At 39.3% G+C, this 17,691-nt stretch carries 16 protein-coding genes; 10 read left to right on the plus strand and 6 right to left on the minus strand.

Translation table 11 applies throughout. The annotated features are described in order from the left end of the window. Positions 1 to 139 precede the first annotated feature (139 nt). The 5 genes from IV514_RS04735 to parE are packed head-to-tail and all read left to right on the plus strand — an operon-like array spanning position 140 to position 4,582. On the plus strand, positions 140 to 757 hold the full coding sequence (locus IV514_RS04735) for an NUDIX domain-containing protein (protein ID WP_206483742.1): 618 nt from the start codon (positions 140 to 142) through the stop codon (positions 755 to 757). Between the two features lie 34 nt (positions 758 to 791). After that, a complete protein-coding gene (locus tag IV514_RS04740) occupies positions 792 to 1,229 on the plus strand; it encodes a DUF1249 domain-containing protein (protein ID WP_206483743.1) in 438 nt (145 codons plus the stop codon). Positions 1,230 to 1,244: 15 nt separating this feature from the next. After that, complete coding sequence (locus tag IV514_RS04745; protein WP_206483745.1) at positions 1,245 to 2,060, plus strand: metallophosphoesterase; 816 nt, start codon at positions 1,245 to 1,247, stop codon at positions 2,058 to 2,060. Further along, complete coding sequence (locus IV514_RS04750) at positions 2,060 to 2,653, plus strand: YqiA/YcfP family alpha/beta fold hydrolase (RefSeq protein WP_206483746.1); 594 nt, start codon at positions 2,060 to 2,062, stop codon at positions 2,651 to 2,653. The genes IV514_RS04745 and IV514_RS04750 overlap by 1 nt, the downstream gene beginning before the upstream one ends. Before the next feature lie 36 nt (positions 2,654 to 2,689). Beyond that, the gene (parE, locus tag IV514_RS04755) at positions 2,690 to 4,582 is read left to right on the plus strand and encodes a DNA topoisomerase IV subunit B (RefSeq protein ID WP_206483748.1); all 1,893 of its coding nucleotides are present in this window, start codon (positions 2,690 to 2,692) and stop codon (positions 4,580 to 4,582) included. 143 nt (positions 4,583 to 4,725) lie between these two features. Here the strand turns inward: parE and IV514_RS04760 are convergent, their stop codons facing one another. The 6 genes from IV514_RS04760 to IV514_RS04785 all read right to left on the minus strand — a co-directional run bounded on the left by IV514_RS04760 (position 4,726) and on the right by IV514_RS04785 (position 13,147). Further along, positions 4,726 to 6,855 carry a methyl-accepting chemotaxis protein gene (locus tag IV514_RS04760; protein WP_241242170.1) on the minus strand — a complete coding sequence of 710 codons (2,130 nt, stop codon included), beginning with the start codon at positions 6,853 to 6,855 and terminating at the stop codon, positions 4,726 to 4,728. Between the two features lie 70 nt (positions 6,856 to 6,925). Next, positions 6,926 to 7,618, minus strand: coding sequence for a TorF family putative porin (locus tag IV514_RS04765; RefSeq protein ID WP_206483749.1), 693 nt, complete (start codon positions 7,616 to 7,618; stop codon positions 6,926 to 6,928). Between the two features lie 234 nt (positions 7,619 to 7,852). Next, positions 7,853 to 9,256 carry a S8 family serine peptidase gene (locus tag IV514_RS04770; protein WP_206483750.1) on the minus strand — a complete coding sequence of 468 codons (1,404 nt, stop codon included), beginning with the start codon at positions 9,254 to 9,256 and terminating at the stop codon, positions 7,853 to 7,855. 39 nt (positions 9,257 to 9,295) lie between these two features. Beyond that, a complete protein-coding gene (locus IV514_RS04775; RefSeq protein WP_206483752.1) occupies positions 9,296 to 9,811 on the minus strand; it encodes a hypothetical protein in 516 nt (171 codons plus the stop codon). Positions 9,812 to 9,923: 112 nt separating this feature from the next. Next, positions 9,924 to 12,542, minus strand: coding sequence for a hypothetical protein (locus IV514_RS04780; protein ID WP_206483754.1), 2,619 nt, complete (start codon positions 12,540 to 12,542; stop codon positions 9,924 to 9,926). Then, the gene (locus tag IV514_RS04785) at positions 12,542 to 13,147 is read right to left on the minus strand and encodes a hypothetical protein (protein ID WP_206483755.1); all 606 of its coding nucleotides are present in this window, start codon (positions 13,145 to 13,147) and stop codon (positions 12,542 to 12,544) included. The genes IV514_RS04780 and IV514_RS04785 overlap by 1 nt, the downstream gene beginning before the upstream one ends. Before the next feature lie 473 nt (positions 13,148 to 13,620). Here IV514_RS04785 and IV514_RS04790 point away from each other — a divergent pair, with 473 nt between their 5' ends. The 5 genes from IV514_RS04790 (at position 13,621) to IV514_RS04810 (ending at position 17,541) form a co-directional block, all read left to right on the plus strand. Next, a complete protein-coding gene (locus IV514_RS04790) occupies positions 13,621 to 14,481 on the plus strand; it encodes a MipA/OmpV family protein (RefSeq protein ID WP_206483756.1) in 861 nt (286 codons plus the stop codon). 3 nt (positions 14,482 to 14,484) lie between these two features. Then, a complete protein-coding gene (locus IV514_RS04795) occupies positions 14,485 to 14,889 on the plus strand; it encodes a DUF3019 domain-containing protein (RefSeq protein WP_206483758.1) in 405 nt (134 codons plus the stop codon). Beyond that, complete coding sequence (locus IV514_RS04800) at positions 14,886 to 15,581, plus strand: response regulator transcription factor (protein WP_206483760.1); 696 nt, start codon at positions 14,886 to 14,888, stop codon at positions 15,579 to 15,581. Before IV514_RS04795 ends, IV514_RS04800 begins: the two co-directional genes overlap by 4 nt. Positions 15,582 to 15,593: 12 nt before the next feature. Then, positions 15,594 to 16,802, plus strand: a complete 1,209-nt coding sequence (locus tag IV514_RS04805; protein ID WP_206483761.1) for a HAMP domain-containing sensor histidine kinase — start codon at positions 15,594 to 15,596, stop codon at positions 16,800 to 16,802. Positions 16,803 to 17,127: 325 nt separating this feature from the next. Then, a complete protein-coding gene (locus IV514_RS04810) occupies positions 17,128 to 17,541 on the plus strand; it encodes a VOC family protein (RefSeq protein WP_206483762.1) in 414 nt (137 codons plus the stop codon). The last annotated feature ends 150 nt before the right edge of the window (positions 17,542 to 17,691 follow it).

A 17,691-nucleotide genomic window follows, 5' to 3' on the forward strand; every position in this document is an offset into this window, starting at 1 on the left:
TATGCTACACGTAAGATAGATTAAGCTAAATATAATAAGTGTTTACCTATGCATTCTAGTGTAACAAAATATTTAAATCTATTGCGGATGTAAACTTTAGAAACACTTATTTCCTGTTTGACATACTTTGGAGTGCAGAATGAGCCAACAATCGCTACTGCGTTATTCTCATGGTGACTTTACTTTATTAGCAAAAAAGACCTGTTATCAGGGCTTTTTTAAGTTAGATGAGTATCGATTCACTCATCGTTGTTTTAATGGCAGTCGCAGTAAAGAACTTACTCGTGAAGTGTTTGAGCGAGATGATGCGGTTGTGTTGATCCCTTATGATCCCATTAATGATGCTGTAGTGTTAATCGAACAGTTTCGCCCCGGAGCAATTCGTGCCGGTGATACCCCGTGGATGCTTGAATTTATTGCTGGTATGTTCCAATCAGGAGAGTCTCCCGTTGAAGTTGCTGTGCGTGAAGCAAAAGAAGAAGCCAACCTTGATATTGACCAATCACAAGTGCAAAAAGTGATGAAGTACCTTTCAAGCCCTGGAGGCATGAGTGAAGCTATCCACTTATATGTCGCTAAAGTTGATAGTTCGTCGGTTGGTGGTGTCTATGGTTTGGAGGAAGAAGGTGAAGATATCTTAGTGCATGTGGTGGGGCGTGAGCAGGCACTTACTTTACTGGCACAGGGAAAAATAGCTAATGCTGCTACTGTAATTGGGTTACAATGGTTAGCGTTGAACTATCAAACGTTCCAGTAAAAGTAATATATTTTTTAAGGTTAGGTGCATTTGCATGGCGGTTTATCGGCCACAATTATCAACATTAATGAACCTGTGTGAGGTCAATTATATGATGCTGTTGCGCTTGCTTGCAGATAAAGAGCAAGCAGGTGATGTACGTCAATATTTTATTTCTGATTTTTTGTCTTATACCATAGTAGTTGATGAAGTCACACGTTACACCTCGTTAATCACAATGCGTCAAGATGCGACCATTGCTGAGCATCATTTATCGGAATATTTTAGTCCTAAAATGGTCATCCGTTTGTATCATGATGCAAGAATGGCTGAAGTGATCAGTAATCAAGATATCAGGTATATTAAACCTCGTTATGATTACCCCAATCAATCAATGCATTTACCTGATGAAAAACAACAAATTAATGAGTTTTTAAAAGAGTGGTTACAACTGAGTTTGCAACTAGGTCAAACGAAAGTGCAATACGTCTAAAATATGTCAGAGGTTATGTCATTGGAAAGTTGCCAATCAACTCAGGTTATTTTTGCACAAATCAGTGATAGTCACCTTTATGCTAAGAAGAGTGCGCTGCATCATGGTGCTAATGTCTATCAAAATCTATGTGATGTATTAATTGATATAGCACAACAAGCAGATATACAGTTTATTGTTTTTACAGGCGATTTAACGCAAGACCATAGCCCTGATGCTTACCAGAACTTTGTCGATGCAGTTGCGCAAGCGCAGATAAAGATACCAGTATATTACTTAGCTGGTAATCATGATGAGCAGGCTTTGTTAGATCAGTATTTGTCTGGCGAACCGTTTTGTCAGCAAAAACAGGTGCTGTTAGCACATTGGCAACTGCATTTGTTAAACAGTAAAAGTGATACACCTGCAGGTTTTATTACCCTTGATGAAATGAATAAGGTACAAGTACGGCAGGAGCAAGGTAAGTGGCAAATGATGATGATGCATCACCATGCCTGCGATGTTGATTATTTTATTGATCGCCATGGATTGCTCAATAAAATGGCATTTTATTCATGGTTAGCTGAGATGCCTAAGCTAAAAGGGCTGGCATGTGGTCATGTGCATAATGCGATGGAACTAACGCTAGCAACATCAAGCCAGCAGCTGCCATTATGGACTTGCCCTGCAACGTCGATTCAGTTCAACAAGCATGTAGATGGCGTAGCAAATGCTAACTTAGGTGCAGGTTATCGTCGTTTTACCCTTTGTGCGAGTGGAGAGGTATCAAGCCAAGCGGTTTTTCTTGTTAATGATGTGCCAAACGGCGATAAAACTGATAAAGGTTTTTAATGAAAGCTATTAATATTTTATATATCCACGGGTTTAACTCTTCTCCGATGTCACAAAAGGCAGTAAGCACTAAGCAATATATTGAAAAGTATTACCCTGAGATAACTTTTTATTGCCCTCAGGTTATTTTCAATCCAAAAGGGGCAATTGCACAGCTAGAGGCCATTGTTGAGAGTGCTCCATCTGCACAATGGTTTGTGATGGGGTCATCTTTAGGTGGGTATTTTTCTAGCTATTTAGCTGAAAAATATGATTTACCTGCCGTGTTAATTAACCCGGCTGTACGTCCGTTTGAATTATTAGTGGACTATATTGGTGAGCAACAAAACCCTTATACTGGCGAGGTTTATCAGGTAACTGATCAGTATATGACAGACTTACAAGCGCTATATAATGAAAAAATCTCAAAAAAACGTTATATGGTGATGGTACAAACAGGTGATGAAGTGTTAGATTATCAACAGGCAGTCGATAAGTATCAAGATAGCCAATTAATTGTCCAACAAGGTGGCGATCATAGTTTTATTCATTATGAGCAAATGCTGCCGAAAATTATGGCATTTTTCCCTATTGCAAACAAAGCAGTAGTTTAACACTTTCATTATCATAATAATTATTAGAATAGAGTTATGAGCGAACAATATAATTCAGAATCTATTGAAGTCTTAAGTGGCTTAGATCCGGTCAGACATCGTCCCGGTATGTATACCGATACCACACGCCCTAATCATTTAGGACAAGAGGTTATTGATAACTCCGTGGATGAAGCCCTTGCGGGACACGCACAGAATATTTCTGTGATTTTAGATACAGACCAATCATTAGAAGTCATCGATGATGGCCGTGGTATGCCAATTGATATTCATAAAGAAGAAGGTGTTTCGGGCGTCGAACTCATTTTTTGTAAGTTACACGCCGGCGGTAAATTTTCAAATAAAAACTACCAATTCTCAGGTGGTCTGCACGGTGTGGGGATTTCTGTTGTAAATGCCTTGTCTACCCGAGTTGATGTTTCTGTGCGCCGTGACAGTAAAGTCTATGAAATGGCGTTTGAGCATGGTGAAAAAGTTGAAGAATTACACGAAACTGGCACGGTAGGTCGACGAAACACAGGGACACGAGTGAAGTTTTGGCCGGATGCCAGTTATTTTGACTCTGCCAAGTTTTCTGCAAAACGCTTAGTACATCTATTAAAAGCAAAGGCGGTTTTGTGTCCTGGGCTTACCATTAAGTTTAATGATAAAAATGAAGGTAAGAAATACCAGTGGTGTTACCAAGATGGCTTGTGTGATTATTTAAAAGAGTCAGTTAAAGGGTATGCTAGTTTACCTGAAGAGCCGTTTGTAGGTTCATTCACGTCCCATAACGAAGCGGTTGACTGGGCGGTAACTTGGTTACCGGAAGGCGGTGAGTCTATCGGAGAAAGCTATGTTAACTTGATCCCAACCGTGCAAGGTGGAACGCATGTCAACGGTTTGCGTCAAGGCCTGTTAGAATCAATGCGCGAGTTTTGTGAATTTCGTAATTTAGTGCCGCGGGGAGTTAAACTCACGCCAGATGATATTTGGGACAAGTGTTCTTATATTTTATCGGTCAAAATGGAAGATCCGCAGTTTGCCGGTCAAACAAAAGAGCGCTTGTCATCTCGTCAATGTGCTGCGTTTGTTACCGGTGTTGTCAAAGATGCATTTAGTTTATGGCTCAATGAACATACCGAAATAGCCGAAGCACTTGCTGAATTTTGTATTTCTAACGCTCAGCGTCGCTTACGTGCCAGTAAAAAAATTGTCCGAAAGAAAGTCACTCAAGGCCCAGCATTACCGGGCAAATTAACAGATTGTGGTAGTCAAGACATTGCACGTACCGAGTTGTTTTTAGTGGAAGGGGATTCTGCTGGCGGTAGTGCGAAACAAGCACGTGATCGAGAAAACCAAGCGATTATGCCGCTGCGAGGTAAAATTTTAAATACTTGGGAAGTCGATTCAGGACAAATTTTGGCATCGCAAGAAGTCCATGATATTTCGGTGGCGCTCGGCATAGATCCTGATACTGAGGATCTTTCCGGTCTACGCTATGGGAAAGTGTGTATACTCGCTGATGCTGACTCTGATGGTTTACATATTGCCACGTTATTATGTGCGCTATTTACTCAACATTTTTTACCTTTGGTGCAAGCTGGTCATGTCTATGTTGCGATGCCACCTTTGTATCGAATTGATGTCGGTAAAGAAGTTTTTTATGCCCTAGACGAAGATGAAAAAGATGGCATATTAGATCGGATAGAAGCGGAGAAAAAACGCGGTAAAGTTAATGTGCAACGCTTTAAAGGCTTGGGTGAAATGAACCCGCTTCAATTGCGCGAAACCACGATGGATCCTAATACTCGTCGCCTAGTGCAATTAACGGTTGATGAGTTTGATACTACTATGGAGCTGATGGATATGCTGCTGTCGAAAAAGCGCAGTGGCGATCGTAAAAATTGGCTACAAGAAAAAGGTGATAGTGTTGAAGTCGCAGTATAATTTGATGGCATCGAGACCGGTTACAGCTAGATTCAACTAATTCATATTTGTCTGTATCCATTTAATCTCTTTTATAGAGTAAAATATTGGAATGAGTATAGTAAAGCCGCTAAAGTGACTACTTTAGCGGCTTAATTGTTCTATTAGCTGGTTTTTAGTTTATTGAGAAATTCGATCAATTCATGAGCTGATTTGTGAATATCTATCGAGCTGGCTTCAGATGCTTCTGATAGTATCGCCACTTCATTAGTCGCATCACCTACTACGACCATATTTTTATTTAACTCTTCCGCAACTTGGCTTTGTTCTTCTGCCGCTGCGGCTATTTGTAAAATATGTTGATTGATTTCATCTATTTGTTTGACGGTTTCCTGCATTTTTTCGAAAGCACCATTTGAGCAGGTAGCCGCATTATCGGCTTTGATACTGCCTTTTTCGATGATATCGACCGTGGTCGATACTTCGTTTTGCAGTGCTGAAATTACTTGGGATATTTCATCAACAGAGTCAGCCGTTTTTGATGCTAGTGCCCGCACCTCATCAGCAACAACGCTAAAGCCGCGACCGTGATCGCCAGCGCGTGCTGCTTCTATCGCAGCATTTAATGCTAATAAGTTCGTTTGTTCAGCAATGACACCAATGACATCAAGTATTTTCTTTATGTCATCACTACGCACAGAGACCGCTTTTACTGCTTCCGAAGCGGTTCCAATTTCGGTTGATAGTTCAGTCGCTTGTGTGGCGGCAACGGAAACTTCTGATTCTGTTTCTCTAACCGACTCTGTTGCCGCGGTGGCGTTATCTGCAGCAGAAGATGCGGTATGTGCAACTTCCTGAGCGGTAGCTGACATTTCTGTGATCGCCGTCACTATGGTATTGACTTCTGACTGTTGGGTCGAAATATGTTGATGGGTTTTTTGCGCACTGTCTTTACTTTCTTCACTTAATTCCATCACGTGATAACCAGACTGTTTAGCTTGCTCTAACAATCCTCTTACTTTTTCCCTAAATTGATTAAAACCATGGCTTAAGTTTATTAACTCAGCATGGGATTGAACCTCTATTGCTTGTGTTAGGTCTCCACCTTGCCCAGCAAGTTCGCTCATACGATCGGCAACCATTTCCACTGGACGTACGATACTGCGGGTAAATAGTTGGATTAACAGTAATGCGATGACAATTAAGATCACGGCAACAATAAGAGAATTACGTAATATATTATCGACTTCATCAGAAATCATGGCGGAAACATTATCAACAGGCAGCATGGCAGTATTGACATCAATGCCAACCACAAGTTGCCATTCAACATTGGCGGTACTGATTTTAATCGGCCTTACGACATAGAGATAGTTATCAATAATGGTTGATTTTTCTTTCCCTGACAGGGCAAGTAGCGATTGGCTATTGTCAAAAACTTTTTTGAATGGCTTGGCTAAGCTTTCCTCATGCTCGGTAGCCGCAGCTAAAAAACCACTTTGGCTAACAATAAATACCTTTGAGTTTCCTTTGTACAAGGAAGATTTTAACTCTTTTGCCATTTGTTGCAGAATAGGCAGGTTTAAGTCTGCTCCGACTACACCTCTAAAACTCCCTTGGGCAACAACAGGTACCACTAAGCTGGTCATTAGCTCACTGTAGCCAGGTCTGATTTCATAATTGTATGGGTTTGATGCACAAGCTTCGTTGTTATCTTTGGCGCAAAGATACCATTCGGCAGCTCTAAATCCATATTCATCAAGTGTGGTATCGTGTTTTTCGTCTGGTGATTCAACTACCTCTTGTGATATTTCGCCGTTGTTTTCTCTAACAAAATACACCTCAAAGCTCCCGTAACCAGCTACTGAATGTTTATAGCCTTGCTTATATTCATCGTCTCTACCGTCAAAGGCATTCGCTTCAAATTGGGCATAAATGGATGAAGTACCACTATATTTAAGGGTGTTTTTAACAATATTTTCTACTTGGTCGCGTGATAAAGCGGGGTCAATATCACCTTCGATATTACTGGTAATTTGCTGGGCTAGTTTATTAGGTACAGAAAAAGACTCGCTAAATAAGTTTGATATTTTTTCGGCAATGGCATCGGTTTTTGACCTGAGTGTGTCTTCTATTTGCTTTGATACTTCTTCACCAACATCGGTGACAATCACTTTCTCAGTATTTGATAAGGAATATGTTGTCACTCCCATGTAGCCAACAGACATTAAAATAAACAGCGCACCAACAACAAATAGTAGTTTTAATGACAAACTTTTTTCTTCAAATATCATGGTTGTTTCCTGCTTTTTAGTTTTACTTACGTGTTATGTGTCACAGATGAATAGTTTTTTTCGCTGCGTTTTATGAGCCGAAGGTGTAGCTAATCGTACCAAGTACTTTAATATCATCGTCATAACTTAAATCGGTTTTTTCCAGTGACAAACTAATGTCAATGCCTTGCCAATTAAAAGCGGCTTCGGTTTTATAATGTAAGTAACTGTCATCATTATCGTCCCAAACAAAGAGATCATCATCTAAACTCGTTGAACGATCGACTTGAAGGTTAATGGTAAGATCTTTTGAAATTTCAATACTGTGCATTAGTGCCAGCACATAATGTGCAGCTTTGGTGCCGGCATAATCATTAGAGTACCAAGTCTTGATTTGGGTATTTTGATATCCTAAAGCGAAGTAAGGTTCGGTATAGTTAATATCACTGCTGTTATCCCCACCGACATAAGTATAATGGGCGACTCCAACATCGTACCAAAAATGTTGATCAATACTTTGTGAAAATCCGAGATAATAATCAATTTCTGCATTAGTATCATCGCCAAAGTCAACGTTTGACCCCCATAGGCCAGCATACCAACCAGCGTTATTTGACCAATCAATACTGCCTTGCAAGGCAGGCTTCTCATCTGTTTGAGAAACACCATTGAATAAATAATCAGAAGCGCCAGTGATGGTGACAGATACTTCTGCAAAGCTTTGTGTTGATAAGACGAGTAGGCTAGCTGCAATCGTTGACAATAATTTATGATGGTTTGGCAAGAGAATTCTCCAAGTTTGAAAATTGTTATTTGCTTAAAATATAGCTAACTATTTAAAAAAGTGTGAAAAATAAGCGAGAAAAGCAGGGTGGTATGAAAGCGCTTGCAATGAGTCACTTACTCGTTTATCCGTATTAAAGCAAAAATGAGTTAGCTGTGAATGATAAAAGGTGGCTACAAACCACCTTTTACTCAGTTTACACAGATACTAGGGCGTGCCCTAGGGAGCAAAGGCTTATTTAGGCGCTTGTACCTTACCATGACCAAATACGTCATCTTTGCCCGGTTTCCCCATATCTAATGCCAGTTCTCGTAATTTTGCTTCGACATGAGCGGGTTTCATGTTTCCACCATTGGCACCAATAATTAATGCAGCAACACCAGCGGCATGAGGGGCTGACATAGAAGTCCCAACTGACCAATACCAACCGCCATTACCTGTGCTAAATACAAAGTCAAATGCGAAGCAAACATTGGTGATACCAGCGACGGTACAAAGATCACGCCCCCCTGGCATAAAGGCACTCATGTAATCTCCGCCAGGCGCACCAAAATCAATGGCTGACTGACCAAAGTTTGAATACAGTGCTAAATGATCAGTATAAGTTGACGGATTTTTTCCCCATAAGCGAGGGCCTAATGCTGAGATAGAATTTACCGCAGGTAAGTCAGCAGGTAGTTTCACTAAGCTGTCAGTATGATCTAAATCAGTGGCTTCATTGCCTGCAGAAGCAATTAGTGTGACACCATTTTGTTTGGCATACGTTGCCGCTTTGCTGTAGGTATTAATAAATTGTGCAATACCATCTTTACCACCGACCTGAAAACGAATGTCATCAGAGGTATCATATGGCGTACCATTGATATCAAACAGGCCATTATGACGGATGCCTAAGCCTAAGCTCATGTTGGCAACGTCAGCGCCAATATTAGCGGCATATACCATAGCTGCCATGGTTGCATAAGAGCTACCACGACCAGTATCGGCAGATAGGGCTTTTAAAATAACAAGCTCTGCTTCAGGTGCAATACCGATTGTACCAAAGCCATTGTCTGCAGCAGCAATGGTCCCAGCGGTGTGAGAACCGTGGTTATTGATGTCAGTACCTGCATAATCCCAAGTTTCACCAGCGATAAAAGAAGCACTTAGTTCAATATTAATGTTTGGTGCTAAATCAGGGTGGGCACCATCAGCGCCAGTATCTATAACAGCAACACGCACACCAGCACCTCGGTTACCTGCATTCCACGCCTCTACTGCGCCTACTGCTTGATGACCCCACTGCAGATCAAAAAAGAAATCATCATCGCCACTTGCGGGGGGATTGCTGTAGTTGGCTTCAGTGACCAATAAATTGACGTCTGTTGGTAATTTTTCCACTTTGGGAGTAAATGCGGAGGCATCTGGAATAAGTGTTAAGCCAGATTGTTGTGCGGCATCAATTGATGGATATGACACTTTACACACTGAAATTTCCTCAATGCAGTCAACAAGGGTACCACCACTTTTTGCCACGTCTTGGTGTATTTTCTTTATATTAGCTTTTGCACCTGCATCATAAATAAAATCAATCGATTTAGCGTTAATACCAGCACTGACCGATAGAGATAATGCTGTTAGTAAAAATAATTTTTTCATCGTTCTTCCTTCTATTTTTATATTTATTTGTTTAGGGAGTTATGAGTCTTCTGTTTTTTTCCATAGCAAAAATTGATAACCAAATAACTCAGGGGCTTGCAAACGCAAATATTGGTTGTCGACTAAAGAGATGGATAACGGGAATGTTTGTTGTTCAATTGAACCGATAAACTCATATTGTTTGTTGTTAGCGCTTTTTAACACTAGAGAAATTTTGGCATCATTGTCACCAGTGGTTACTATTAGCGCTTGATGAGATAATTGGTTACGTTCTTTGGCATATATTGTCAGTAACTTAGGTAGTAGCTTGGCGAGTTTTTCATTCCACTGCGGGAGTTGTTTAGCAAAAGTTAATGACGCTTGTTTATCTAATTGCCAGTTTCCCTGAATATCATCTGGTACTGAGCTGTTTTGTCTAACGGACGATTGTTTTTGTCCTATCGTCTTGGCTTGTGTCAGCATATTGCCGTAAAGCCCTTTACTATAGTTTCCTTTACCATAGAGTTCAGATGACATTAGTAACAGTAATGCAACTAAAATGTAAGGTGATTTCATTGGTGATCTCCACTACAAAAATCGTTAACGGGCGAGTAAATTGATTAGGTTGAAATTAAAAAGCCCAAAGTTAATTGGGCTTTAATTATTTAAGATTAATCAAATGATGATCTTACTCGTTAATGTGAGCACAGCGTCCAAATTCTGCACCTTTCTTAACGGCTTCAACCACTTGTTTAGGGAAGCTTAGTTCCATATCAACACCGTTGTCACAAACAAAGGCTTTGTTGGCATCAACATCTATGGTTAATACCGCACCAGCAATACCTGCCATCATTTCAGAACCGTTAGCACTTAAGCCAAAAATGTTGTCAGTTAGGAAGTTTTTCGCTTCAACTACTCCTTGCTTAGCGAAAAAGTCTTTATTTGACATCCAGCCTAAGCCTTCCATATAGATAGCACCGATATAACCACCACTGAAGACACCGCCTGCACGTGCTGTGATCATTGATAAATCATCTGTAGCATCTAATACCGTCATTCTTGGTAGTCCAGCTCCTAATGCAACTAACTCATCGTGATTATAGAAGTTACAGAAGTTTGTCCAACGCTGTATAAATGGCACATCATCACACCAACGTAGGCTGCCTAAGTTCTCAAGTGTGTCGCTTTGAGTATCCCAACGATGAACACCTTGCGCTGCACGTCGACTATTTAGCGTAGTAAAGGCAACATAGCGACCATCTTCAGAGATGACAGAACCATCAGTTGCGCCAAACTTGCCATTGGTATCAACAAGTTTTCCGTCAACCCAAGCAACTTGACCAAAGCCATTCGTTGTACCAGTAATGGTTTCACCATTGCCAGATACACGATCTGCGCGGATCCAAGGGATACGACGGTTTGTTTCCGTTAATAGAACCTCTTTGCCTGTTCCCCAAGTTCTATCAACGATTTCGATACCATTATCAAGTACTTTAGCTTTACCTGTTTTGGTGTCCCAAACAGTAGGCATTCCATATGAAGCAGCCCCTTGGCCGTCAGCACAGCTATTGCTACCATCATATGGGAAACGAGTGGTACCAACGACTGTTGAGCCTACATCGTCTATATCCCAAATACTGTGTGAAGATATACCTTGTTGGCTAGATAGATGACAAGTGTTACCCGTTAAGTCTTCTAATGGAGTAATTTTGTCATTTTTAATATCCCAAATTGCACCTTGGGAAATGCCGTTACCGTTAAAGTCGGCAAGTACAGCAGCCTTGGTTGCCGTTTTATTCATAGTGGCAGTGGTTGATTTAAGTAATGCATAACCTTCTGCATTGGTTGCTGTGTCGATCATTTGCTTTTTAGTGGAATCATAAATAAATGGTATACCGCCTTGTGTCGTACCTAGCGCACGTTTACCATTTTTAGATTGATCCATGACAAAAGCGCCAATTAACGGTGTATAACTGATGCCGTCAGTGTAACCGTTGAAGTACATTTCAAGCTCTTTAGTTTCACCACCTGCGACTACGATTTCTGAATAATCACACGCATTATCTGTACCTGGGTTTGCACTTTCTGCTTCATTCCAATATTCAGCTTCAGAAACTAGTGGTGTTTGCGCTGTTGGATAACCACCTGCTTTAATTGTTTCAATATAAAGTGCATAACGGCCACCAGGTGTTAAACCATTGATGGTGAATTTACCATCAGGGCCAATCATACCTTGGGTCATATTACCGGATTGTTGAGTGATAACGTCTTGGTATGGATCGTCTAAGTTACGGGCTACCATGTTCATACCTGAGTATTCAACGCCTTCTTTAGTGCGTAAGGTGCCTGAAATAGAACCATAATTAGCTTTATAGTCAGCCGTTGGATACAGGTCTGAAAGGTTAACAATGTCGTCACGTACATTGACTGTGCCTTGAGCCTTACCTGCGTTGCTGCGCACATCAATAAATGGGAACATGGTTTCGATATTGTTGACATCACTTTGTCTACCACTGGTATAAGTTGTAACACCATCACAACCAGGTACACCATCATATTGTGGCGACCAAGGTTTAGACATATAAGATAAATGACCATTGGCTTGCGAATGTGACATATTCATGGCATGACCAAATTCATGGGTGAATACACCGCCGACTTTCATACCGTCAGTATCACTAACATCAACGAACCAACCATTCATAAGCGCAGTTGCTTCGATAATTTCACCGGTTTCTTCATCTGCCCATTCAGGAAAAGCAATACCTAATACCATGCTTCTAGGCACACCAAAATAGCTTTCTAAAATAGAGCCATCAGTGTCATAGTTAACCCAAAAACCATAACCGTTTTCTGCGCCATAAATTTGGTCAACATTGTCGGCGTTAACATCGGCAATGCCGGTTTTTTCAAAAATAGTCCCTTGCACTGTCATTTCAAAAGTTGAGGTTTCTACATTAGACCATTCTTTTACTGCATGAGCCGTTACTGCATTAGCTTGCTCAATGGTCAGGAAGGTATAGTCTCTATCTAGTGCAACATATTTAGGTAATACAGTACCGTCGGGTAGGGTAATGTCTTGATTAAATGTTGTTCCAGCTTCAAGGACAGTAAAAGTTTGTACATCGTTACCGTCTTTATCTTTGATTAGCATACCGCCATCAGTATAAACTGGGATCGCGCCTTTTGATGTATCCCATTTATAAGGCATCATGGATTTTTCATGAATGTATAATGGACCACCCGCTAGTGCGCCGACAGAAATTGTTGCTAAAGTTAATGCTGCTGCAATTTTTGAAAATTTCATTATTGTTGTACTCCTGCTAGCTTACCTACTAAGCTCATAAATGCGCTTGCATCTACGGCACCTACGGTTGTCATTAAATTAACTTCTTCATGAGAAAGGTTAGTGGTATCGATATTTTCAAATAAGCCATTGTTATCAAATTGGTTGGCAACTTTGCCGTTATCGACAACAAACTTACCTTGCGCCATACCTGCGGTAGTTTGGAAGCCGGTGATAGATGCAGGTTTGTACATGAAAGCGACTACTTGTTCCCCTTCATTCCACTTAGCAAACCCTTCAGGTGATACACCTAAATAAATTTTACCGTTACCCATTGAACGTGGTTTTAATAAACCAAATTGACGAAACGTATAGGTTGAATCTTCTTTTAATTTACCTTTGGCATCTGAGTCGACTTTGATGGTGATTTCAGTAAATGGACGTTTGTTATCGAAACCGTCGGTTACTTTAATCACTTCACCAGCAATAATGCTTTGTGAGGCATCAGTTAGTTGTTTTAAGTTTTGTTTTTTTAATTTCATGGCATTTGCTGATGTGGCAAGTGATAAGCTTGCGACGACAACAAACATCATTGAAACTTTTTTAAGTAACGAATGTGCTCTCATTTGTTTTTCTCCACTGACATTTAAAATAGTTTTTACCTAGGGGATTTGTTTTTATAGTTCCCTTGTTGGTGTCTATAGTTATGCAATAGAAAACTGTAATAATCACTTACATTCGTGTAGCGTTTTGTACAAAATTATAATGTTTGATTTTGAGGGAATAAATAGAGTCTATATTTACTTGTTCGTTAAAATTTATATAAAACAATAATTTAAAGGTTGTTTTTTTGGGTGTTTTTATAATTGATAAAAGTCAGTGAATAGAAATTTTGTGATACAAATTTGAGTATATGTTCTAGTTTTAAATCTTGCTTATGTATTTTTATGCGGTATTTTGAATAAAAATTCATTTATTGTTGGCAGGGAATATTCTTAATATCTGTTATGTAGCATTTTGTACAAATAGGTGAATAGTCATTGCATTAACCTCTATACTTGTTAGTGTTAAGGGATAACTATGCGTAAAGTAAAGATCAATGAAAGTTAAATTTATCGGTTTGTTCGTGTTTACACTGTTGTTGAGTGTAGAACAAGCCTTCGCCAATCAACAAACAAATGATATACCTATTGGTGAAGCTTCCGTAGGAGAGTGGAGCTTTGCTTTACTTGGTGGCTATGCTGCGATTGAAAATCCATTAAAAGAGCGTGATAGCTTGGAAACGTATGTGTTACCTACATGGAGCTATTATGGTGAGAATTTTTATATTGATAACACCACCTTAGGTTATAGCTTAATTGAAACAGATACTTTGCTTTTTGATATTGCAGGCTATTTGAATGAAGACGGTGCGTTATTTAATTTAGGCAACGATAACTTATCATTTTTAGATATCAGTAACTATGTACCTCGAAAAAATGTACTCAGACCCGGTTATGTTGAACCTGTTTTTGCAGACATTGAGCGTGACTTTTCCTATATGGCGGGTGCTTCAATTCAGTGGTTAAATGAATATATTCAAGCTCGATTCGTGTATGGCAAAGATATTAGCGTTGGGCATCATGGTGAAGAAATAACTTTTAGTTTATTTAATTATTACCAATTTGGTCATGTCAAGCTTAATTGGCAACTGGGGGCGGTACGTAAAAGTCGCACCTTAGTCGAATATTACTATGATTTAACTTCAGATGAGATAGGGAACTTAACCTCTACCGGATTAACGTTTGACAGTATTACCAACACTTATGGACAAATTGCAGTTAGTTATCAGTTAACTCGCCATTTGGATTTTGTCATATCTGTGAAGAAAACCTGGTTAGATGATCAGTTGTTAATTTCTCCATTAGTAGAAAAGGATAGCTATTTAAAAGGAGTGGCCGGGATAAATTATAAGTTTTAGCTAATGAGACAAAAGCATTTGCAGCAACTACATTTTTTCCTTTTCTTTTTCATAGTTACCTATGGCAACAATGCCTTGGCTGCTAATGGTAAGGCATTGCAAGTGACACCCCAAATTTGTGTAGTTGCCCAAGGTGAAAAGCGCTGTCAAACGGTGGTAGATATTCAATATCATACCGATCATCTTGCAGATTACTGTATTGTCATTGCCACTTACCACATTAGACGCTGTTATCAACAAGTACAGCAACTGCAATTGCAGGTAGATGTCAAAACAGAAAATTCACTTGAAATTGAAGTGCAAGAGCAGCATTCTAATGCAGTCATAGCGCATACAACAATGGATGTAGTGATGTATAAACGAAAGGAAACAAGGAAGCGCCGTAATTTTGGTTGGAACTTTCTATGAGTCAAACGCGACCTTTTCATTTATTGTTAGTTGAAGATGATTTAGCACTTGCTGAGTTGGTTGCAAATTTTTTATCTCTCAATAATTTTGATGTGTCCATTGCATTAACGGCAAAACAGGCTCGCCATATTGCACAAGAGAAGCACTTTGACATTATTGTTTGTGACGTAATGTTGCCTGATGGTAATGGTTTTGTTCTGATCAAAGATTTATTTAAACATCAACAATGCCCTGTTATTTTTCTCACCGCCTTGGGGGATGATGACAGTCAAATCGAAGGATTTGATGCGGGAGCCGTAGATTATATACCTAAGCCAGTAAATCCTTCTGTATTGCTGGCAAGAATTAAAGCCAATCTGAAAAAGATCAAGACTTCAGATAAAACAGATGTCTTGCAATTTGGCACTTTCGTTTTTGATCATCGCACTAAATCATTAATGCAAAATAAAGAAAAAATAGCGGTAACTAATCAAGAATTTGATATTTTATGGTTGTTTGTCAATAACTTGAATCAACCATTACCTCGGGATTTTTTATTTCAGGAAATTGTCGGACGCGAATATGATGGCAGTGATCGCGCTGCAGATCTTAAAATAAGTCGCTTGCGAAAAAAATTGCAATTGCTCGGTTTAGATGAGTTAGTGATTGAATCTATTCGTAATCAAGGCTACGTTTTTAGTATTTCAGAGTAATGTAACTTCCCTATGCGTACGCAATTTATTCGAATATATGTGTTAATGATTGCTATTGTATGTTTATTACTTTACTCATTTAACGCTATTTTTAAAGAAGTGAGCGACGTAGATACCACACATTACACTTCAGTGAATCAGCTATTTGCCTTACAAGCGACAGGCGATACATTACCTAGTTTTTATCAGGTACCTGCTGAGCATTTATCCCTGCCAGAGCATTTGCAAGTAAAGCTTGAGCAAGGTGAGATCATTCCTTTGGAGTTAAGCTCTGGCTTTTGGACTTACTATCAACTACGTGGCGATGAGTTAGTCGCTTTTGGTCCTGTGCCAGCAGAGCCCGAAGATGACAATATTCAAAATTACTTTTTGATCTTTTTTTATAGTGCACTGGCCTTATTGTTTTTGGGCTTATTGAAGCCATTATTTTCTGAGCTGGATCAATTGCTTAAATCAGCTAAAAAGTTTGGTAAAAAACCACAAGCAATTAATTTAGATATTGGCCAGCGTTCGAGTATTTACCCATTAGCAGTGACGTTTCAAAAAATGTCGCGTCAGATCATGGATTTGTTGACGATGAACCGAGACTTGTCTCGCACTATTGCTCATGAACTTAGAACGCCATTATCGCGTATGCGCTTTGTTAATCAGGCACTAAAAGACACGATAGAGCCAAGCTATCATGATCGCTTAGATCAAGATATTGAAGAAATTGATCGGCTGATCGCAGCGTACTTAAACTTTGCCAAGCTTGAAAATAAAGAAAATATTTTCAATAAGAAAAAGCATTATTTCGAACCTTTTGTTGATAAATTAAAAGAGAAATATCAAATTTTTCAAGACAAGGTGCAGATAAATTTTAGTTATCAAAATGTCAGAGCTAGTTTTGATGCCAAGCATATCTCTATTGCAATTCAAAATTTGATCTCTAATGCTATGCGTTATAGTCAATCAACAATTAATGTTGATTTATCGTTAGAAAATAATGTCTGTAAAGTCACTATTGCTGATGATGGTCCTGGTTTTGTTTCAGACAAACTTGATCTATTTGATGCCTTTGTCAGGCAAAAAAATAACCAATCAGATCAGGGCTTTGGCTTAGGACTTTATATTGCTCGACGTGTAGCAATTTTGCACTCTGGTGATTTACGAGTTGATAATGATCCTGAGCTTGGTGGTGCACGATTTACCTTGGTTTGGCCGAATGAAAAAATGAAATAACCCTCCCAATGTAAGATAGTGCTCTCGTCTTTATCTCCTATTTTACAGCTTGTAAAACTCATGCAATGAAAACCCCGATTGTGATTAATAAAGTCGACAGCGTAACTATGCTTGATGGTTTTTTGGGACTTTGCCTTTGCTTAATAGCATTTATTGCCAATAATGAGCTGTTCATTATTGTTAACTTGATGAGGGGGGAAGCTAGTGCCTCACTTTTTCTCGTAAAACTATGGTGTATCTCTATTTGGGCGATTAAGATGATTGCTTATTCGTATTTACTCAGTTAGATAATGCGTTTTTAATACCTTGGAGAGGAAATAATATCATGATTGCTCACCGTCATTTACGTTCCATTTGTCATGCCTCAATTGGCTGTAATGACCTTAGTGAAGCGAAAGCTTTTTATCAGCCATTATTAGCAATACTCAATATTGATTTAGTGTGTGACTATCCAGATGCTATTGCATTTGGCAAAGGGTATCCGGAGTTTTGGGTACAAATTCCTTATGACAAGCAAACCGCAACTTCCGGTAACGGTGTTCATTTTGGTTTTGTTGCAAGTTCGACAGCGCAAGTAGACGAATTTTATCGAATGGCGATAGCGCTTGGTGCAAAAGACAATGGTGAGCCAGGGCCGAGAAAAGAATATGGTGACCCGTATTACGGTTGTTTTGTTATTGATAAACAAGGGAACAAAATTGAAGCCAGTTATTGGCATGAAGCACAGAGCGAACAGTAAACATTCTGTAACATAATGTTTTAGCAAATAAATATAAAATAGGCTTTATCATTTTAAGTAAATCGTTTTATACTGGGTCGGTTCTTCAGATGAAAAAACATAATAATTATTATCGTCAGTATGAAAGGAAGGTAATTTGCCCTACGGTCT

The sequence above is a fragment of the Thalassotalea sp. G2M2-11 genome, assembly GCF_017168195.1.
Taxonomy (GTDB): domain Bacteria; phylum Pseudomonadota; class Gammaproteobacteria; order Enterobacterales; family Alteromonadaceae; genus Thalassotalea_E.

Excerpts from the sequence above, each read along its gene's own strand:
- IV514_RS04795 (WP_206483758.1), top strand. The coding sequence starts at position 14,485 with ATGAGACAAAAGCATTTGCAGCAACTACATTTTTTCCTTTTCTTTTTC.
- IV514_RS04760 (WP_241242170.1), bottom strand. The coding sequence starts at position 6,855 with ATGATATTTGAAGAAAAAAGTTTGTCATTAAAACTACTATTTGTTGTT.
- IV514_RS04745 (WP_206483745.1), top strand. The coding sequence starts at position 1,245 with ATGTCATTGGAAAGTTGCCAATCAACTCAGGTTATTTTTGCACAAATC.
- IV514_RS04775 (WP_206483752.1), bottom strand. The coding sequence starts at position 9,811 with ATGAAATCACCTTACATTTTAGTTGCATTACTGTTACTAATGTCATCT.
- IV514_RS04800 (WP_206483760.1), top strand. The coding sequence starts at position 14,886 with ATGAGTCAAACGCGACCTTTTCATTTATTGTTAGTTGAAGATGATTTA.
- IV514_RS04770 (WP_206483750.1), bottom strand. The coding sequence starts at position 9,256 with ATGAAAAAATTATTTTTACTAACAGCATTATCTCTATCGGTCAGTGCT.
- IV514_RS04805 (WP_206483761.1), top strand. The coding sequence starts at position 15,594 with ATGCGTACGCAATTTATTCGAATATATGTGTTAATGATTGCTATTGTA.
- IV514_RS04785 (WP_206483755.1), bottom strand. The coding sequence starts at position 13,147 with ATGAGAGCACATTCGTTACTTAAAAAAGTTTCAATGATGTTTGTTGTC.
- IV514_RS04750 (WP_206483746.1), top strand. The coding sequence starts at position 2,060 with ATGAAAGCTATTAATATTTTATATATCCACGGGTTTAACTCTTCTCCG.
- parE (WP_206483748.1), top strand. The coding sequence starts at position 2,690 with ATGAGCGAACAATATAATTCAGAATCTATTGAAGTCTTAAGTGGCTTA.
- IV514_RS04790 (WP_206483756.1), top strand. The coding sequence starts at position 13,621 with ATGAAAGTTAAATTTATCGGTTTGTTCGTGTTTACACTGTTGTTGAGT.
- IV514_RS04810 (WP_206483762.1), top strand. The coding sequence starts at position 17,128 with ATGATTGCTCACCGTCATTTACGTTCCATTTGTCATGCCTCAATTGGC.
- IV514_RS04735 (WP_206483742.1), top strand. The coding sequence starts at position 140 with ATGAGCCAACAATCGCTACTGCGTTATTCTCATGGTGACTTTACTTTA.
- IV514_RS04780 (WP_206483754.1), bottom strand. The coding sequence starts at position 12,542 with ATGAAATTTTCAAAAATTGCAGCAGCATTAACTTTAGCAACAATTTCT.
- IV514_RS04740 (WP_206483743.1), top strand. The coding sequence starts at position 792 with ATGGCGGTTTATCGGCCACAATTATCAACATTAATGAACCTGTGTGAG.